Origin of the sequence: Streptomyces sp. 147326, from assembly GCF_045000215.1 — a bacterium.
GTDB lineage: Bacteria > Actinomycetota > Actinomycetes > Streptomycetales > Streptomycetaceae > Streptomyces.
Genome location: NZ_CP134201.1, coordinates 3069951 through 3086960, shown reverse-complemented (window position 1 = coordinate 3086960; position 17010 = coordinate 3069951). Strand labels below are relative to the sequence as shown.

At 69.3% G+C, this 17010-nt stretch carries 18 protein-coding genes, 1 tRNA gene and 1 pseudogene; 19 read left to right on the top strand and 1 reads right to left on the bottom strand.

Going from position 1 to position 17010, the window contains the following annotated elements; all coding sequences use genetic code 11:
• Positions 1-391: 391 nt before the first annotated feature.
• The 15 genes and pseudogenes from RIU97_RS13395 (at position 392) to RIU97_RS13325 (ending at position 12269) form a co-directional block, all read left to right on the top strand.
• Entirely contained in the window at positions 392-694 is a 303-nt protein-coding gene (locus RIU97_RS13395; RefSeq protein WP_404956472.1) for a hypothetical protein, read from the top strand.
• Positions 691-1344, top strand: a complete 654-nt coding sequence (locus RIU97_RS13390; RefSeq protein ID WP_404956470.1) for a GGDEF domain-containing protein — start codon at positions 691-693, stop codon at positions 1342-1344. Before RIU97_RS13395 ends, RIU97_RS13390 begins: the two co-directional genes overlap by 4 nt.
• The gene (locus RIU97_RS13385) at positions 1341-2219 is read left to right on the top strand and encodes a DUF2637 domain-containing protein (RefSeq protein ID WP_404956468.1); all 879 of its coding nucleotides are present in this window, start codon (positions 1341-1343) and stop codon (positions 2217-2219) included. The genes RIU97_RS13390 and RIU97_RS13385 overlap by 4 nt, the downstream gene beginning before the upstream one ends.
• Positions 2219-2557, top strand: a complete 339-nt coding sequence (locus tag RIU97_RS13380) for an RRQRL motif-containing zinc-binding protein (RefSeq protein WP_404956466.1) — start codon at positions 2219-2221, stop codon at positions 2555-2557. The genes RIU97_RS13385 and RIU97_RS13380 overlap by 1 nt, the downstream gene beginning before the upstream one ends.
• A 22-nt stretch (positions 2558-2579) precedes the next feature.
• Positions 2580-2852 (top strand): hypothetical protein, encoded by a 273-nt coding sequence (locus RIU97_RS13375; protein ID WP_404956464.1) that lies wholly within the window; start codon positions 2580-2582, stop codon positions 2850-2852.
• 94 nt (positions 2853-2946) lie between these two features.
• On the top strand, positions 2947-5172 hold the full coding sequence (locus RIU97_RS13370; protein WP_404956462.1) for a cell division protein FtsK: 2226 nt from the start codon (positions 2947-2949) through the stop codon (positions 5170-5172).
• Positions 5173-5312: 140 nt separating this feature from the next.
• Positions 5313-5564: a hypothetical protein gene (locus RIU97_RS13365; protein WP_384532659.1), complete on the top strand. Its 252-nt coding sequence runs from the start codon at positions 5313-5315 to the stop codon at positions 5562-5564.
• 23 nt (positions 5565-5587) lie between these two features.
• Positions 5588-5782: a hypothetical protein gene (locus RIU97_RS13360; protein ID WP_266784542.1), complete on the top strand. Its 195-nt coding sequence runs from the start codon at positions 5588-5590 to the stop codon at positions 5780-5782.
• A gap of 12 nt (positions 5783-5794) precedes the next feature.
• On the top strand, positions 5795-6244 hold the full coding sequence (locus tag RIU97_RS13355; RefSeq protein WP_404956460.1) for a hypothetical protein: 450 nt from the start codon (positions 5795-5797) through the stop codon (positions 6242-6244).
• Positions 6245-6255: 11 nt separating this feature from the next.
• A complete protein-coding gene (locus RIU97_RS13350) occupies positions 6256-6762 on the top strand; it encodes a hypothetical protein (RefSeq protein WP_404956458.1) in 507 nt (168 codons plus the stop codon).
• 84 nt (positions 6763-6846) lie between these two features.
• Positions 6847-7773, top strand: a complete 927-nt coding sequence (locus RIU97_RS13345; RefSeq protein WP_404956456.1) for a bifunctional DNA primase/polymerase — start codon at positions 6847-6849, stop codon at positions 7771-7773.
• Positions 7774-7903: 130 nt separating this feature from the next.
• Positions 7904-9451, top strand: coding sequence for a YfjI family protein (locus RIU97_RS13340; RefSeq protein ID WP_404956454.1), 1548 nt, complete (start codon positions 7904-7906; stop codon positions 9449-9451).
• Between the two features lie 289 nt (positions 9452-9740).
• Positions 9741-9938, top strand: a pseudogene (locus tag RIU97_RS13335) (helix-turn-helix transcriptional regulator); the annotation flags it as partial.
• Complete coding sequence (locus RIU97_RS13330; RefSeq protein ID WP_404956452.1) at positions 9935-11392, top strand: tyrosine-type recombinase/integrase; 1458 nt, start codon at positions 9935-9937, stop codon at positions 11390-11392. The pseudogene RIU97_RS13335 and the gene RIU97_RS13330, both read left to right, overlap by 4 nt.
• Positions 11393-11510: 118 nt before the next feature.
• Positions 11511-12269, top strand: coding sequence for a hypothetical protein (locus RIU97_RS13325; RefSeq protein WP_404956450.1), 759 nt, complete (start codon positions 11511-11513; stop codon positions 12267-12269).
• Positions 12270-12421: 152 nt separating this feature from the next.
• Here the strand turns inward: RIU97_RS13325 and RIU97_RS13320 are convergent.
• Positions 12422-12493, bottom strand: a tRNA-Arg gene (locus RIU97_RS13320).
• Between the two features lie 82 nt (positions 12494-12575).
• Here RIU97_RS13320 and RIU97_RS13315 point away from each other — a divergent pair.
• The 4 genes from RIU97_RS13315 to RIU97_RS13300 all read left to right on the top strand — a co-directional run bounded on the left by RIU97_RS13315 (position 12576) and on the right by RIU97_RS13300 (position 17007).
• Complete coding sequence (locus RIU97_RS13315) at positions 12576-13073, top strand: PleD family two-component system response regulator (RefSeq protein ID WP_404962832.1); 498 nt, start codon at positions 12576-12578, stop codon at positions 13071-13073.
• A 114-nt stretch (positions 13074-13187) separates the two neighbouring features.
• On the top strand, positions 13188-14180 hold the full coding sequence (gene nrtL / locus RIU97_RS13310) for an ArgS-related anticodon-binding protein NrtL (protein ID WP_404956448.1): 993 nt from the start codon (positions 13188-13190) through the stop codon (positions 14178-14180).
• A 19-nt stretch (positions 14181-14199) separates the two neighbouring features.
• Entirely contained in the window at positions 14200-15591 is a 1392-nt protein-coding gene (gene lysA, locus RIU97_RS13305; RefSeq protein WP_404956446.1) for a diaminopimelate decarboxylase, read from the top strand.
• A 126-nt stretch (positions 15592-15717) separates the two neighbouring features.
• On the top strand, positions 15718-17007 hold the full coding sequence (locus RIU97_RS13300; protein ID WP_404962831.1) for a homoserine dehydrogenase: 1290 nt from the start codon (positions 15718-15720) through the stop codon (positions 17005-17007).
• The last annotated feature ends 3 nt before the right edge of the window (positions 17008-17010 follow it).

The window sequence follows — 17010 nt, the reverse complement described above, 5'->3', positions numbered from 1 at the left end:
CGATCGAGCCGTCATCTGCCCTGCCCGGAGGGCCCTCGAAAGGGGTCTGAAGGAAGCACTCGCTCTTTGAGAACTCAACAGCGTGCCAAGTAAGACGAGACGGGGCGTGATCCCCGTCCCCGTGGCGACGGGTTGTCGTCGGCGGCCACTTCTTCCGCGTGCTGGCTCTGGAGAACACCCCTCGGGGTGCCACCCGGCACGCGCCGCCCTGCTGGCGTCAGAGCAGTGACGATGACGCACCCGAATTTCAGGCTCGGGGCCGGAGCGCCGTGGCAACGGTGCGCCGGTGAAGCCTCGCTCCACCGAGCTAGGGCTTGAACCCCGGGGCTGGTCGCCTCTCGCCAAAAGACCGCGACCGCCCCGGTATCCCTTCGACTTCAGGAGAACGACGATGCGTACGTACATCGGCGGCCAAGAGGCCGTCAGCGTGAACGAGTTCATCGAACTGGCCCTCGGCACCCCGCTGGAGCTCTGGCTCGGGGTGGAGGGGGAGAGCGAGGAGGAGCGCGCGGCCCGCATGGACGCGGCCCGCGGCATCCTCGCCGAGTACCCCGACCTGCCCGACGACGTGAGCCGGATCGCTGCCCAGGTGATCGAGGCCAACGCGCCGGAGCTGTTCAACATCGCCTCGCTGGTGCGGCGGCCTGCCGGCCGTCGCCCGGCGTACAAGGGCGGCAAGGGGGCGGCAGCATGAGCCACACGCTGACAGCTCTGTCCGCTGCCCTGCCGCTCGCGGCCGGATGGTCTCTGCACAGCCTGCGCCTGCGGCGCCGGATCGAGGCCGCCCGACGTGACCCGCTGACCGGGCTGCTGACCCGGGACGGCTTCACCGAGCTGGCCCGGCGTCGGCTGGCACACAAGCCGAGGGCGGTCTGTCTGATCGACCTCAACAAGTTCAAGCAGATCAACGACACCTACGGCCACGCCGCCGGGGACGCGGTCATCCGTGCTGCTGGCGAGCGACTGAGCGAATGGGCCGTCGACCACTCGGCCGTCGTGGGCCGCTTGGGCGGCGACGAGTTCGCTGCTGTGGCTCCTGCGTACAGCCAGAATCAGCTCGCCGAGACCCTCAACCGCCTGGCCTCTGAACTGGAACGCCCGGTAGAGGTCGGGGGTTACTCGCTGACAGTCAGCGCTTCGATCGGTGCGGTCCGCTACAACCCGCGTGCCGGTCAGCCGGACCTCTCCGAGCTGTTGCGCGCGGCGGACGAGCAGATGTACCGGGCGAAGCGCCAAGGCGCCCCGTGGTTGACCGCTCAGAGCCGCACTTCGGAACGGGCGACGGTCAACGGTCGTCGTGCCGGCCGCCGGGGAGCGGCGAGCGGGACGGGGGCGGCGGCATGAACCGCGGCGCAAAGACCCTCTTGGTCGCCGCTCTGGTCGGCGTCGTCGGCATGGCGTTCCGGGTGTCGTGGAACGCGCTGCGGGATGTCGCGCGCTCCATCGGCGCGGACGCCACGGCGGCCATGCTCTACCCGTTCGTCGTGGATGGGCTGATGGCCCTGGCCCTGGTGGCCACGCTGGTCCTCACCGACGATGCCCGCAAGTTCGCCCTGCGGGTCCTCGCCGGGTACACGCTCGCGTCGCTGGTCCTCAACTACGTGCACGGGCTCGTCCCGGCGTTGCACTCGGAGTCGGTGGACTGGAGCAGGCTGGCCGACTGGGACCCGGCGAACTGGGCCCTCGTACTCCTGGCCACATCCCTCCCCGTCGGCTCCATCTACTTCGGTTCGGACCTAGTGGCCAAGGTGCTCCACCACCGCCCGGAACCCCAGGACGCCGGGCCGTACGGGGAGCGTGCGGGCCGCCCCGCACAGCACCCGCACACCCTGGATGCGGGCGGCTTCGACCGTCCGCACGCTCAAGCCCCGGCTGCCCCCGCTCTGCCCGTTCCGGGGGACCGCGCGCAGCTCAGCGCCCGTGCGGCAGGCGTGCGGGAGGGGAGTCCTCACACCCCGCACGACGTTCCCACACCGCCCGCGTCCACGGACGAGGAGGAGGCACGCCAGGCTGCGTACGAGGAGGCGGAGCTGGAGCTGATGCGGCAGGACGCGCGCCGCACGTACGCCGAGTCCGTACAGGCTGCACGGCCGCTGTCCGCGCGTGCGCTGGGTGAGGCATACGGCATGAGCGAGTCCTGGGGCCGCAAGCAGATCCTCGCCGCTCGGGAGGAAGCCGACCGCCCCCACTTGACTGCGGTCCCCTCCGGGACCGGCTGATGGGAACCCTGCCCGTCTATCCGTGGCGCATCGCCCCGGATGGGCTGGCCACACGCCGACAGCTCCGCGCCGCCGGCTTGCGCCCCGGCGGTCAGGACGTTGTCGCCCAACTGGAGCGGCCTCGCCGTCGGCGCGGCCCGTTGATCGCCTTCCTGTACCGCATCGAGCTGGCCCTCCCGGTCCGGCCGATGACCGAGGCCAAAGCCGCCGCGCTCGCCAAGGCGAACACCGCCCGCCGGACATGCCCCACCTGCTGCCAAGACGCCGGATACGTCATCCCGGCCTCGCTCGGCGAGTGCGTGCCCTGCGCCTACCCCGAAGAACAGCGCGCCGCCTGAACCCACGCGAAGGAGCTAGACCATGCGCCCCGTGACCCTCCACACCCTGATGCACCACACCGACCAGGCCCGCACGGTGAAGTGGCGCCCCGAGCGCCTGAGCACCGACACCGCGCGTCGGCTGATCCGCCGGGGACGCCGCAGCAACGCGGCCGTCCACGTCTACGTGACGACCGACCGCGATGGCACGCCGATGCACGTCGCCTACGTCGAGTTCGGACCTGGCCTCTACGACAACGTCGATGCCGTCACCGACATCTACGAGATCCCCACCGAGGCCCTGACCAGCCTCTGACGTCACAGATCACGTCTTGCGGGACCCGGACGGTCGGCCGTCCAAAGCGCCGTCCGGGTTCCTTTCCCAACTCCACAGAGGGAGCAGAACCATCGTGTCTGAGATCCCCGTCATCGAGCAGCTGGACGAAGAGCCGGACAGCACGCAGAGCTACCCCGGGTCGGCGTCGGTCCTGCCGTTCCCCGCCAAGAAGGACAAGATCGAGCCGCTCGCCCCGGGGGAGGCCAGGGCGGGGGAGTGGGAGGCGGAGCTCCCCGACGACACCCCGGCCGACGACGGGACCGTAGCCGAGGGCGATCCGGTTGACCCGCCCAAGCACGAGTTCCCGCCCTCGATCGCCGAGGTGATCGAGGCCAAGGACAAGGCCCGCCGGCCTGTGCTTCCGGACTGGCTGACCAGTACCAAGCAGCGCGCCGCCGTCGCCAAGTGGGCGGCCGGCCACTACGGCCAGACCACCGCCTACCACCTGGTGCGGACCCCGGTGTACTCCGCGAAGCTCCTGGCCTACGCCCCGCGCGGCGCCTTCCGCTGGGTCGGTGCGACCGGCCGTTGGGTGTCCGACGCCGAGGGCTTGCCGGTCCGCCTCGCAGCCGTCCGTACGGAGGACGCGGGCGAGTACCTCAAGCTCTCCCGGCAGCGGGACGCACGGGTGAAGCTGCGCGGCATCATCGCCACCCTGGCCAGTGTGATTGGCCTCTGCGCGGCCCTCGCCATGTGGGTCCTGGCCCCGGACTGGCTGCTGACCCTGGCGCTGATCGCCCTCACAGGCGCACTCGGCTGGGCGGGCACTCCGGCGGACCGGCCGCTGATCGACGCGGCCAAGGTAAAGTTCCGCCACCGCAAGCTCACCTCCGACATCGTCACCCGTGCCTTCCTCGCCGCCGGACTTACCAAGCCGGACCAGGGCATCGCCTTCCCGCAGCCCATCCGGCAGGACGGCGACGGCTGGCGCGTCATCGTGGACCTCCCGTACGGCAAGACGTTCTCCGACGCGGTCAAGAAGCGCGACGCGCTCGCCTCGGGCATCGACGTCGCCGAGACGCAGGTGTTCCTGGACCGCGATACGACCAGCTCACGCCGGGTCTCCATGTGGGTGGCCAACCGCGACCCGCTTGCCGTCCCCACCGGCCGCACCCCGCTGCTCGGCGCGGACCGCGTGGACTTCTGGAGGCCGTTCCCCTGGGGCCTGGACGAGCGCGGCACCGTGGTCGAGATCAGCATGCTCTGGCTCTCGCTCTTGGTCGGTGCCGTGCCCCGGCAGGGCAAGACGTTCTCCGCCCGCACCATCGCGCTCGCCGCTGCCTTGGACCCGTACGTCCGGCTGTACGTGTTCGACGGCAAGGCCTCGCCGGACTGGCGGAAGTTCTCGATGGTCGCCCACCGGGTCGGCTTCGGCACCGTGCCCCAGGGCGGGGTCGACCCGGTCATGCACCTGGTCAACTCGCTCCAGGAGCTCAAGGCCGACGTGGAGGACCGCTACCACCGGCTCTCCGAACTCCCGCTGCATGTCTGCCCGGAGGGCAAGCTCACCCCGGCCATCTCGCGGGACAAGAAGTACGACATGCCGCTCGTGCTGTTCGTCGTGGACGAGGTGCAGGAGTACCTGATGCACCCCGTCCACGGGAAGACCATCCTTGACCTGCTGGTCTTCCTCGCCCGCGTCGCCCCAGCGGTCGGCGTCTCGGTCATGACCGCGACGCAGAAGCCCGACGACACCGCATGCCCGTCCGTGCTCCGCGACCAGCACCAGGCCCGGTTCGCCCTGCGCGTGGGCGCCTACCAGGTGTCGGAGACCATCCTCGGCGCCGGATCGTACGGCGAGGGTCTGGACGCCTCCCGGCTCCTCAAGTCCCACAAGGGAGTTGGCCTGCTCAAGGGCATGTCCGACGACGCCGGGATCGTCCGCACCTACCTGGCCGACGGCCGCGACGCGGAGACCATCCTCACCCGAGCTCAGGCCCTCCGGCAGTCGGAGGGCACGCTCTCCGGCGACGCCGCCGGAGAGGCGCCGGCCGACGCCGCGCTCGCGACGATCCTGGACGACATCGCCGCGGTCATCGGCAAGGGCGAGACCAAGATCTGGTCCGAGACCATCGTGGACCGGCTCGCCGACCACCGCCCTGAGGTCTACGGGCCATGGGCCGAGATGGACCCCAAGCCCAAGGCCGAACAGCTCACCGCGGCGCTCAAGCCGTACGGCATCGGCACCGACCAGATCGGCCGCCGCATCGACGGCAAGACCGTCAACAAGCGCGGCATCGAGCGTGCTCACATCGCCAAGACGATTACAGAGCGCGACAAGAAGCGGGATGCGGGCTAGCTCTCAGAGGTCGCTAGTGCTAGCAGCAGACGTCGCTAGCGCTAGCGACCCCGCTAGCGGCCCGCATCCCACCTGATCAGGCCGCTAGCAGATAGCGGCCCACCTGCGGAAACCGCCGAATCCCGCCCTGGAGGCCTCTTGTGACCCTCTTCCTGCTCGCTAGCGTCCTCACCCTGCTGTTCACGCTCGGTTACGCGGGCCTGTGCGCGGCCTCGCCGTTCGGCCGCTGCCGTAAGTGCAACGGGCTGGGCTTCGCCCTCACCCACGACCGCAAAGGCAAGCCCAAGCGCGGCAAGCACTGCCGCCGCTGCGACGGCCACGGCATCCGCATCCGCGTCGGCCGCCACCTCTACAACCTGTGGGCCCGCACCTACCGCAACGGCACCCGCTGAACCTCACACCGACTGGAGTCGCCATGACGTTCACCATCTCCGCCGTCCTGCTCTTCGGCGCCGGATCGTTCTTCGTCCTCAAGTCCAAGTCCGCCGGAGCCGGAGCCGCGATGGTCCTGTTCCTCTTCGGCTTCTTCACCGCCGGGACCGGCGCCTACGAGCCCATCACCAACCTCGTGAAGTCCGCTGCCATCGCCGTCACCGACATCGCCGAGTAAGGAGGCACCGCCGTGAACCACCACGACCCCGCCCACTGGGAGACCACAGAGACCCGCCACCCGGTCCCCCTCACGCCTGCCCCGCTGGCCGTCCACCACCCGCACGCCGTCCCGGACATCCAGACGATCCAGCTCCCCGACGGCCGCATCATCACCGGCTACGCCATCGCCCCCACCAAGGCCCCCGAGCCGGTCCCGGATCGGCCGGCGATCAGCCCGCTCGCCGTCAACATCGCCCTCGGCGGCCTCGGGTTCGCCGCGGCCTGCGGCGGGCTGATGCTCCTGACCACCTTCATCGCGGCTGTTGCCGCGCTCATCCAGCAGCTCGTCATCCTGGCCGCCGTCATCTTCGGCGGCTTCATCGCGACGCAGGTTCTGGGCACCAACCACGGCCGTGGCAAGGGCGAGACGGTCGTCAACATCCGCCGGGCCGTCTTCAAGCGCAACAACTTCCGAGGATGAAGGAGCCAGCCATGTTCGAGATCCGCGTCATCTGCAGCCCGACCGAGGTACCCGAGATCACCAAGGCCCTGTCCGAGACGTTCACGACCGGCCCGGTCCGCCGGCACCCCACCCGCGACGGGGAGCGCGTCCGCCTGTACGTCACCGCCGAACAGCAGCCGAGCCACTGGCCCGCTCCCGAAGCCGCCTACGCCGCCGCACCGAGCGTCATCAGCGAGATCGGATGGACCGCCCGAGGAGTCCGAGACTGCCTGCACGGCGTCCACGTCCGCGAGTTCTGGCTCCGCAAGGCCGCGCTCCTGGACCGGATCGCCCTCACCGACGACGACCCCGTGAGCGGAGATGCTGCCACCCTCGCCGTCGAAGCGGCCCGCCGCCTGATGGACATCGACCAGACCGCCGGCCTCGGCCCCAACGGCTACGCCGACGGCCCGTACACCCCGGACCACCCGGACAGCATCCACGAGCCCCGCGGCTACGTCCGCCAGGAGTACGCCCTCTGGAAGCGGCACCACTAGCTATGCCCGGGGCGGTCGCCTCTCGCCAAAGACCGCGACCGCCCCGGTTCTCCGTCCCTTCGACAGAAACAGGAGACCACCAGCATGACACCAACCCTCAACCCGGCGCTGCTGCGCGCCGCCCTGGCCGCTGCAGAGCGCGGCTGGCCCGTCTTCCCCCTGCGTCCCGGGGACAAGCGGCCCGCCGGACACCCCGAACGCAACTGCCCCGGCACCGGCCGCTGCACGGACGGCCACCGCACGCCCGAGCAGCGCGCCACTCTCGACCACGGGCAGATCACCGCGTGCTGGCAGGCGGCTCCGTACAACGTTGGCATCGCCACCGGCCCCGCCGGTCTCCTGGTTGTGGACCTCGACATCCCCAAGGAAGACGACGGACCCGCGCCCGCAGAATGGGCGGGGGCGGCCGATGGCCTGGACGTGTTCGCGATGATCTGTGAGCGGGCCGGTGAGCGGCTGCCGACCGAGACGTTCACGGTGCGAACCCGCCGTGGCGGACAGCACCTGTACTTCACCGCCCCCGCTGAAAAGCAGCTACGTGGGAGCGCAGGGCGGTTGGGGTGGAAGGTCGACACGCGAGCCTGGGGCGGGTACGTGGTCGCGGCCGGCAGCACTGTGGGCACCGGGACCTACGAGATCATTCACGACGCGCCCCCGGCCCCCCTCCCCACGTGGCTCGGTGACCTGCTCATCACCCCGCCCGCACCCGCCCCTGTCCCCGTGGCCGTTCTCCGCGCCCGCATCGGCAAGGCAGACCGCTACGCGACGGCCGCCGTGAACGGCGAGGTCGCCAAGGTCATGGCTGCTGCCACCGGTGCCCAGAACACGACGCTTTACAACGCGGCGTACGCACTCGGCCGCCTCATCGCCGCAGACACCCTCACGGAGACGGAAGTCACCGACGCGCTCACCGCCGCCGCGCCGGAGGGGCTCGAGCCCTCCCGGGTCGCAGCGAGCATCCGCGACGGCATCCGTCGCTCCCTCCGCAACGCGAGCGGAGACGCGACATGACCACCACCGACTACCCCAGCTCCGCCGGACAACGCCAGGCCCGGGACGGCAGTTGCGCGCCGAAGGGCGTCGGCCGCCAGGCCGTCCTTTCAGCCCTTCGCAGTGGCCCGCAGGAAGGCAGGACCGCAGCATGACCACACAGCCCACCGACGCTGACCTCTGGGCCGGGTTCGAAGCCCTCGCCGCCGAGGAGGTGACCGGACCGGTCTGGGACGAACCGGTCCCGCTCACCGGCCGCCGGGACCTCCCGACCTTCCCCGTGGACACACTCCCGCCGTGGCTGTCCGCCATGGTCGCCGCCGTCGCCGAGGAAACCCAGACCCCCGCCGATCTCGCCGGATGCCTTGCTCTGGCAGTCATCGCCACGGCCGCCGGTGGACGGGCCACCGTCTGCGTCCGCGGCCGGTGGCGCGAGCCGGTCAACCTCTACACCGCCGTGGCCTTGGACCCCGGCAACCGCAAGAGCGCCGTGTTCGCCCTGATGACCGAGCCGCTCATGGCTGTAGAGAAGGCACTCGTGGAACTCTCCGGCCCGGCCCGCGCCGAGGCCGAGACCACCGCGCGCCTTGCCAAGGCCGCCGCCGACAAAGCAGCGGCCAAGGCTGCGAACGCCGAGCCGGGACTGCGAGACCAGCTCACCGCCGAAGCCGTCGCCCTCGCCCAGGCCGCCGAGGAAATCAAGGTCCCCTGCAAACCCCAGCTCGTAGCGGACGACGTGACGCCGGAGAACCTAGCCACCCTGCTCACCGAGCAGGAAGGCCGGATTTCCGTCCTCTCCCCGGAGGGCGGAATCTTCGAAATCATCTCGGGCCGCTACAGCGGAGCACCCAACATGGAGATCTTCCTCAAGGGCCACGCAGGGGACATGGTGAGGGTCAACCGGCAGGGTCGCGAGGCCCAGCACGTCGAACACCCCGCTGTCACGATGGGCCTCGCCGTTCAGCCCGAAGTTCTCGAATCCATCGGGCAGATCAAAGGGGCCGATGGCCGCGGACTGCTGGCCCGGTTCCTGTACGCGCAGCCCGAATCGCTGGTCGGCCGCCGCAACCTCACCCCGGAGCTCATCCCGGACGACGTGGCCGACACCTACACCCGCCAGCTCGGCGGTCTGGCCATGGCCCTGAACGGCTGGACCGACCCGGCGGTACTCACCCTCACCCCTGAGGCAGACGCGGTCATGCTCGCCTACCAGAGGGTCACCGAATCCCGGATCGGGAAAGGCGGCTCGCTCTCAGGCATCGTGAAGTGGGCCAGCAAGAGGGACGGAGCCGTCGCCCGCATTGCCGGGCTGCTCCACCTGGCCAACCACCCCGAGAGTGGGTGGACCCGCCCCATCGAGGCCGCCACGCTGGCCGACGCCACCAGGCTCGGGGACTACTTCACCGCCCATGCCCAACACGTCTTCGACGCCATGGGCGCTGACCCGGCACAGGAAGCAGCCCGTCAGCTCCTCGCCCACATCGGCGACGCCCGGGTGAGCGGCTTCACCAAGCGGGATCTGTTCCGCCAGCTCTCCCGGGGGGACTTTCCCGCCATGGCCGACCTCGATCCGGCCTTGGCCCTGCTCGAGGAACACGGCTGGCTCCGTCAGCAGCCACCGCCCCCGCGCTCCGGGCGCGGTGGCCGGCCGCCCTCTCCGAAGTACGACGCACACCCGCGCCTCGCTCGCGGCGCCTGACACAACCCCCACCGGACTGCCACAACTGACAGAACCCCCGATCTGTCCCGCTGACCTGCATGAACGGGCGCCACGGTCACCGTGACAGAACCTCCGGAAACTCCGACAGAACCCACCCGTCGGCCGTGCCAGAGCCCGCCGCCGGAGGTTCTGTCGGAGTTTCCGCGAGTTCTGTCAGAGCCGCCCTCAGTCCTGAACCCGCAGGTCAAAGCGTTCTCACCGAGGTTCTGTCAGTTGTGTCAGCGGTCCCGGGGTTGTTGCTCCCCAATCCACACCTTCCCGAAGGAGTCTCGCCGTGGCCAAGCCCCGCGATGAAATGCTGACCATCCCGCAGGTGGTCGAAGAGATCGGTGTTCCGCGAGCCACGTTCTATCGCTGGCGGCAGTGCAAGAAGGGCCCCAAGGCCATCAAGCTCCCGAATGGCTCCGTGCGTATCCGCCGTTCCGAGCTGGTCCGTTGGCTGGAGACGCGGGAGGAATCCGCGTGACGAACAACGCCGATTCCGGGTCCGAGCAGAACAACGGCTTGGACCCGGAAGGTTTTTCCCTCGATGTCCGTCTGTGGAATGTGACCAAGGCGCAGAGCAAGACCCGCCCGTATCAGCTCCGTTGGATCGTCGGGGGGAAGGTCAGTAGTAAGACTTTCGCCACCGTGGCGCTTGCGGGGAGCCGCCGGTCCGAGTTGTGGTTGGCAATGAAGCGCGGCGAGGCGTTCCGCATCAGGGACGGCCTGCCTGAGTCCGAAGTTCGCGCCGCCATGCAGGCCGCAGAGCCCAAGGATGCTCGCGAGGAACTTCCCTGGTTCACGTTCTGCCGTGAGTACATGGCCATGCGCTGGCCCACGGCTGCTGCCAAGACGCGCGAGGGCATCGCAGATGGACTCGCTGCGGTGACCCTGGCCATGGTGGAGCAGGACAAGCGGATGCCCGAGGTGGAGGAGCTGCGCCGCGCTCTTCGCTGGGCGGTTGTCCCGGCGAACGCCGAGTTGGAGCCGCCGGCCGACCTTGAAGATGCCCATCAGTGGCTTTCGACGAAGTCGTTGCTCGTTTCCGCGTTGGAAGATCCGAAGATTCTGAGAGACGTCCAGTACCGGCTTTCGTTCAAGCTGGACGGGACGCCTGCGGCGGGAGAGACCTCCCGCCGCAGGCGCCGCTCTTTGAACACGGCCGTGGAGTACGCGATCGAGCGCCAGCTCCTGGTCGAGAATCCTCTTGCCGCGCTCAAGAAGGTGAAGATCTCTTCATCGGATCGTGTCGACCCGCGCGTTCTCGTGAACAAGACCCAAGCTGCTCAGTTGCTCGCCGCGGTTTCGTATGTCGGGACGTGGGACCGTAAGAAGGGGCGCCGACTGGTGGCGTTCTACGCGGTTATGTACTTCGCGGCGCTCCGCCCCAGTGAGGCCGTAGGGCTGCGAAAGTCGGACTGCTTCCTCCCTGAGGAAGGATGGGGGACGCTCACCCTCCGGGATACACACCCTGTTTCAGGTAAGCAGTGGACGGACAGCGGGGAACGCCACGACAAGCGCGGGTTGAAGTCCCGGGAGGCCAAGGATGACCGGCCGGTCCCGATCCCCCCGCCACTGGTCGCCATGCTCCAGGCTCACCTGAAGGATTTCGGCACGGCTAAGGACGGCCGGCTGTTTACCAATGAGCGGCTCGGTCTTGTCGGCAGCAGTACCTACTGGCGGGTGTGGAAGGATGCCCGGGAGTACGCGCTCCCGCCAGATCTTCAGGCATCAATCCTTGGTGGCCGGCCATACGATCTCCGGCACACCTGCATTACAACGTGGTTGAACGCTGGTGTGCCTGTAGCTGAGGTCGCCCGTAGGGTCGGCAACTCGCCAGAAGTGATTCATCGCGTATACGAGGGATGCATCTACGGTCAGGAAGAAGTCATGAACAGGAAGATCGAGAAGGAACTCGGCTGGCCTGAAGGCGCCTGACGCCGGGGCTCGTGCTCGCCGTAGCTACTGTCTGAGCTGCGGCGACGCGGGCGGGCTCCCCAACTGTCAGAGGTCGGCGGTAGGTTGCTGCTCCACACCCCAGATGGAGGTCGGCGCCGTGTCAGAGTCGAGTTCTCGCAGCTACAGCAACGCCACGATCGTTGGGCTGATGACGCTTGCGCGTGGCTACTGCTACTGGCCGGAGTGTCAGACGCCGACTATGCGGATGGTTAACGGATCTCCGGTTTTGAACGTAGACATCGCCCATATTCGCGCTTCTAGTCCGTCAGGGCCGCGCTTCGACTCGACACTTTCGAAGCCGCAGCGAGATGAATTTTCCAACCTGATCCTGTTGTGCACAGTGCATCACAAGACGGTCGACGGGAAGGGGTGGGAACGATATCCCGTTGATCTTCTTGAGCAGTGGAAGGGAGAGCGTGAAGCGGGAAGCCTGGATCAGCTGGCCGGGCTTTCGGACCTGACGGAAGAGAAGCTGTCGCTGATGCTCGCCCAGGCGCAGTCTGAGCTGCTTGACCGTGTCAGCCCGGCTCTCGACGCGTTCGCTGAGACGGCCCCAGACCTCGCGGCGCTGCTGCGGACCCTGACCGACGAACTGGCGGATCCGCGTGTTCATGGGTTTGGTATCTCGGAGGATGTCGCCCTAATGCTCAACAACTCGGCATGGCGGCTGTCTGGCTTAGAGGACAACGCGATGCTGCTTGCCCGAGCTGCCGACAAGCTGGGCAATTTGGGCGACGACGCGAGACTGCTGGCGGATGCCACCTCGAACCTGGGCGGCCTCGCAGATCTAGCGCGGATTCTTGAGGTCGCGGCTCGGAGGGTCCAGCAAGCTGCCGATCGCATGAGCCCGTACTAGGGGAGTGCGGCGAGCGCTCGGGCGTCTATCGCAGGTCTATCGCGATCAGTGCGTAACAACGACAAAGACCTGGACTCAGTGGGACTGGGTCCAGGTCTTCATGCTTGGCACTTGTGCAGGTCAGCAGGTGTTTCGTGCTGGTCCGGCAGAAGTGCCCCCGGCAGGATTCGAACCTGCGCACACGGCTCCGGAGGCCGTTGCTCTATCCCCTGAGCTACGGGGGCGCGTCGCCTGTGTTGCGGCGACGGGTTGAACACTACCAGCTTCCGTGGGGTGATCAGGAACGGGTTTGCGGGGGCGCAGGGGGTGGGTCGCCCGCAGGGGGTGGAAGTGGCAAAAACCCGGACGCGGGGGCCCGGCTCGACCTACTCTCGAGTTGTGCCAGGCGTCTCAGGCCGGGTGCTTGTTGTCGACGACAACAAGGTCATCCGGCAGCTGATCAAGGTCAATCTCGAGCTGGAGGGCTTCGAGGTCGTGACCGCGAACGATGGTGCCGAGTGTCTGGACGTCGTGCATCGCGTCTGTCCCGATGTGATCACCCTTGATGTGGTCATGCCGCGGCTGGACGGGTTCGGGGCGGCCGCGCAGTTGCGGGCCGATCCGCGGACCAGGGACGTGCCCGTGGCCATCGTCAGTGCCTGCACGCAGCAGGAGGTGGAGGCCGGGATCGAGGCCGGGGTGGATGCCTTCCTCGCGAAGCCCTTCGAGCCCGCCGAGCTGGTGCGCGTCGTGCGCAGGCTGGTCGAGCGCAAGGACCGCCGCGACGGGAGGAAGGGGACCCCGGCCGGGAGGGGGAGGGGGTAGACCCGCTCCTTTGTAGCCGTCGGCCTCCGCGTCTGTTGCCTTCCGTTGCGGGCGCTCTGTTCACATGGCGAAACCCTTCGTGGGATGACGTGGCGTCTCCCCTAGGCTGGTCCCGTGACCCCCGCAGACCTCTCCCCTTGCGTCGTACGCGCCGTGCGCTGCGCCGTCGCGGACGGGGAGCTCCCGGGGGAAGGGGAGGAAGGGGTCGTGCCGCAGCGGGTCGTCGTCGAGCGGACGCGGCCCGGTGGGGTGGGGGACTACGCCACCCCCGTCGCCTTTCAGATCGCCAAGGCGGTCGGCCGCCCGCCCCGTGACGTGGCGGACGTACTGGCCCGTCGGCTCGCGGCCGAGCCGGGCATCGAGCGCGTCGAGGTCACGGGTGCCGGGTTCCTCAATTTCGTGCTGCCGGCGCCGTCGGCCCCCTCCGTCGTTCGTGATGCCCTTGTCTACGACATCGTCATCCGGGACGTGCGCGGCGGGGCCGTGTTCGCCGCCCTCGCCGACGAGGCCGGGCTCGGGCTCGGGCTGCGCGAGCGCGTCGTGCGCCGGAGTGTCCTGCGGCTCGTGTGCGCCCAGGGCGGTACCGAGTGCGACCTGCCCGAGGTGCTGCCCGTCGCCCCCCTCGCCAAGCGGGACTCCGACGTCGTCGCCCGGTACGGGGCCGAGGCCGCGCACTGGCGGATGCTCGCCGTGCCGGCGCGGGAGACCCCCGTCTTCTCCGAGGGGCTGCTCCTCCAGGGCGAGGGGAACGAGTTCTTCCGGGTGCGGTACGCCCATGCCCGCGCGCGTGCGCTCGTACGTAATGCAGCTCAGCTGGGGTTCCACCCGGAAGCCGGCGAGGTCGACGCGCCCGCCCTGCTGCGCGCCCTCGCCGACTACCCCCTCGCCCTCGAAGCCGCCGCGCACCACCGCGCGCCCGAGCGGCTCGCCAGGCACCTCGTCGAGCTGGCGGACGCGCTGCTCGACTTCCAGTACCGCGTACTGCCCCAGGGGGACGAGAAACCCTCGGCCGCCCACCGTGCCCGGCTGGCTCTTGCCGAAGCCGCCGGGACGGTGCTGGCCGGCGGCCTGGCCCTGCTCGGCATAGACGCACCTGAACGACTGTGACCTGCGAAGAGAGATACCGATGAGCCGTTCCGCGCACCCCGCCGGACCCCGCCACGCCGACGTCCTGCCCGAGGGGCACTACTCCCCGCCCCCGGCTGACCTCAATGCCCTCGACGAGAAGGTCTGGGCTCGGACCGTCACGCGTGCGGCGGACGGGGTCGTCTCCGTAGGCGGCATCGAAGTGACCAAGCTCGCCGAGGAGTTCGGCACCCCCGCCTACTTCCTCGACGAAGAGGACTTCCGGGCCCGGTGCCGGGCATGGGCGCATGCCTTCGGTCCCGACGCCGACGTCTTCTACGCCGGCAAGGCGTTCCTCTCCAAGGCCGTCGTGAAGTGGCTGAAGGAGGAGGGGCTGAACGTCGACGTGTGCTCCGGCGGGGAGCTGACGACCGCGCTCGCCGCCGGGATGCCCGCGGAGCGGATCGCGTTCCACGGCAACAACAAGTCCGAGGGCGAGATCCGCAGGGCCGTCGGGGCCGGGGTCGGGCGGATCGTCCTCGACTCCTTCCAGGAGATCGCCCGCGTCGCGCACATCGCCCGTGAGCTGGGCGTACGCCAGCCCGTGCAGATCCGTGTGACGGTCGGGGTGGAGGCGCACACGCACGAGTTCATCGCCACGGCCCACGAGGACCAGAAGTTCGGGATCGCCGTCGCGGACGGGTCCGCCGCCGAGGCGGTGCGGCGCGCGCTCGGCCACGACTCGCTGGAGCTGCTCGGCGTCCACTCCCACATCGGGTCGCAGATCTTCGACATGGCCGGCTTCGAGGTCTCCGCCAAGCGCGTCGTCCGGCTGCTCGCCGCCGTGCGCGACGAGCACGGGGTGGAGCTGCCCGAGATCGACCTCGGCGGCGGGCTCGGCATCGCCTACACCTCGGGCGACGACCCGCGCGAGCCCCACGAGATCGCCAAGGCGCTCACCGAGATCGTCGCACGGGAGTGCGAAAGCGCCGGGCTGCGCGCCCCGCGGATCTCCGTCGAGCCCGGCCGGGCCATCGTCGGCCCGACGGCCTTCACGCTCTACGAGGTGGGGACGATCAAGCCCCTCGAAGGACTCCGTACGTACGTGAGCGTCGACGGCGGGATGTCCGACAACATCCGGACGGCGCTGTACGACGCCGAGTACTCCGTCAACCTCGTCTCCCGCACGTCCGAGGCCGAGCCCATGCTCGTACGCGTCGTGGGCAAGCACTGCGAGAGCGGTGACATCGTCGTGAAGGACGCCTTCCTGCCCGCCGACCTGGCCCCCGGCGACCTGCTCGCCGTCCCGGCCACCGGCGCGTACTGCCGTTCCATGGCCAGCAACTACAACCACGCGCTCCGCCCGCCCGTCGTCGCCGTACGTGACGGACAGGCCCGAGTGATCGTCCGCCGCGAGACGGAGGAAGATCTCCTGCGCCTCGACCTCGGATGATGAAATTGGTGTCTCACTCAATGGACCGAGGATGGAAACTGCTGTCCATTGAGTGAGACTGGTTCCACCCCGCGCACAAACCGCGCGCGGGGTACTGATGGAAGATCGAAAGGCGTAGGTCGAATGATGCGTACGCGTCCGCTGAAGGTGGCGCTGCTGGGCTGTGGAGTGGTCGGCTCAGAGGTGGCCCGCATCATGACGACGCACGCCGACGACCTCGCGCAGAGGATCGGCGCGCCCGTGGAGCTCGCCGGCGTGGCCGTACGCCGCCCCTCGAAGGTGCGCGAGGGCATCGATCCGTCCCTGGTCACCACCGATGCGACCGCCCTCCTCAAACGCGGCGACATCGACATCGCCATCGAGGTCATCGGCGGCATCGAGCCCGCCCGTACGCTGATCACCACCGCCTTCGAGCACGGCATCTCCGTGGTCTCCGCGAACAAGGCGCTGCTCGCCCAGGACGGCGCCGCGCTGCACGCCGCAGCCGAAGCCAACGGGCTGGACCTGTACTACGAGGCCGCCGTCGCCGGCGCCATCCCGCTGGTCCGCCCGATGCGCGAGTCCCTCGCGGGCGACAAGATCAACCGGGTGATGGGCATCGTCAACGGCACGACGAACTTCATCCTCGACAAGATGGACTCGACCGGCGCCGGCTATCAGGAGGCGCTCGACGAGGCCACCGCCCTCGGGTACGCCGAGGCCGACCCGACCGCCGACGTCGAGGGCTACGACGCCGCCGCCAAGGCCGCGATCCTGGCCGGCATCGCCTTCCACACCCGCGTCCGCCTGGACGACGTGTACCGCGAGGGCATGACCGAGGTCAGCGCCGCCGACTTCGCCTCCGCGAAGCGGATGGGCTGCACCATCAAGCTCCTCGCCATCCTGGAGCGCGCCGCCGACGGCGAGTCCGTCACCGCCCGCGTCCACCCGGCGATGATCCCGCTCACCCACCCGCTCGCCTCCGTCCGCGAGGCGTACAACGCGGTCTTCGTCGAGGCGGAGGCCGCCGGGCAGCTCATGTTCTACGGGCCCGGCGCGGGCGGCGCGCCGACCGCGTCCGCGGTCCTCGGCGACCTCGTCGCCGTCGCCCGCAACAAGCTCGCCGAGGCAACGGGGCCCGGCGAGTCCGCGTACACCCAGCTGCCGGTCAGCCCCATGGGCGAGGTCGTCACCCGCTACCACATCAGCCTCGATGTGGCGGACAAGCCGGGCGTTCTCGCCCAGGTGGCGACCACGTTCGCGGAGCACGGTGTCTCCATCGACACGGTCCGCCAGCAGGGCAAGGACGGCGAGGCCTCCCTCGTCGTCGTCACTCACCGCGCGCCCGACGCCGCCCTCTCCGGGACCGTCGAGGCACTGCGGAAGCTGGACACCGTCCGCGGTGTCGCCAGCATCATGCGTGTTGAAGGGGAGTAAGGA

Bases quoted from the DNA above. Each gene is read 5' to 3' on its own strand.
- lysA (WP_404956446.1), top strand. From the start codon at position 14,200: ATGAGCCGTTCCGCGCACCCCGCCGGACCCCGCCACGCCGACGTCCTG.
- RIU97_RS13300 (WP_404962831.1), top strand. From the start codon at position 15,718: ATGCGTACGCGTCCGCTGAAGGTGGCGCTGCTGGGCTGTGGAGTGGTC.
- RIU97_RS13395 (WP_404956472.1), top strand. From the start codon at position 392: ATGCGTACGTACATCGGCGGCCAAGAGGCCGTCAGCGTGAACGAGTTC.
- RIU97_RS13340 (WP_404956454.1), top strand. From the start codon at position 7,904: ATGACCACACAGCCCACCGACGCTGACCTCTGGGCCGGGTTCGAAGCC.
- RIU97_RS13360 (WP_266784542.1), top strand. From the start codon at position 5,588: ATGACGTTCACCATCTCCGCCGTCCTGCTCTTCGGCGCCGGATCGTTC.
- RIU97_RS13375 (WP_404956464.1), top strand. From the start codon at position 2,580: ATGCGCCCCGTGACCCTCCACACCCTGATGCACCACACCGACCAGGCC.
- RIU97_RS13345 (WP_404956456.1), top strand. From the start codon at position 6,847: ATGACACCAACCCTCAACCCGGCGCTGCTGCGCGCCGCCCTGGCCGCT.
- RIU97_RS13350 (WP_404956458.1), top strand. From the start codon at position 6,256: ATGTTCGAGATCCGCGTCATCTGCAGCCCGACCGAGGTACCCGAGATC.
- RIU97_RS13390 (WP_404956470.1), top strand. From the start codon at position 691: ATGAGCCACACGCTGACAGCTCTGTCCGCTGCCCTGCCGCTCGCGGCC.
- RIU97_RS13385 (WP_404956468.1), top strand. From the start codon at position 1,341: ATGAACCGCGGCGCAAAGACCCTCTTGGTCGCCGCTCTGGTCGGCGTC.
- RIU97_RS13380 (WP_404956466.1), top strand. From the start codon at position 2,219: ATGGGAACCCTGCCCGTCTATCCGTGGCGCATCGCCCCGGATGGGCTG.